The organism is Paraburkholderia sp. SIMBA_030 (assembly GCF_046535245.1).
Taxonomy (GTDB): Bacteria; Pseudomonadota; Gammaproteobacteria; order Burkholderiales; family Burkholderiaceae; genus Paraburkholderia.
In genome coordinates this window covers 1-255 of the sequence record NZ_JAWRXB010001044.1, presented here as the reverse complement: position 1 = coordinate 255, position 255 = coordinate 1, and the positions used below count along the sequence as shown (strand labels likewise).

Genomic DNA, 255 nt, shown 5'->3' with positions numbered 1-255 from the left:
CCTGCTCTCTGGAGCCTCCTCGGCTTGGCGGTCCTCGCTGCCATGAGCAACCTGTCCCGCAAGCTGGGACCGATAACCGTTACCGGGCCCGAAAGCACGTGGTGGCTTCCGCTCCCCCTCGACCGGCGTCCGATGGTTGGTCCCCGATTCCTCCGCAAAGTAGCCCTTACCGCCGTGGGCTCAGCACTGGCTTACCTCTTGTTCAGCGTGATGACTACCCTCGGCCGCAGCCCCGGGGAGCACCTCCTCGCATCG

At 65.9% G+C, this 255-nt stretch carries 1 protein-coding gene; it reads left to right on the top strand.

What is annotated here, in order from left to right; translation table 11 throughout:
- Positions 1-24: 24 nt before the first annotated feature.
- On the top strand, positions 25-255 hold a 231-nt coding region (locus SB772_RS43215), incomplete at its 3' end, for a DUF6297 family protein (protein ID WP_410838923.1).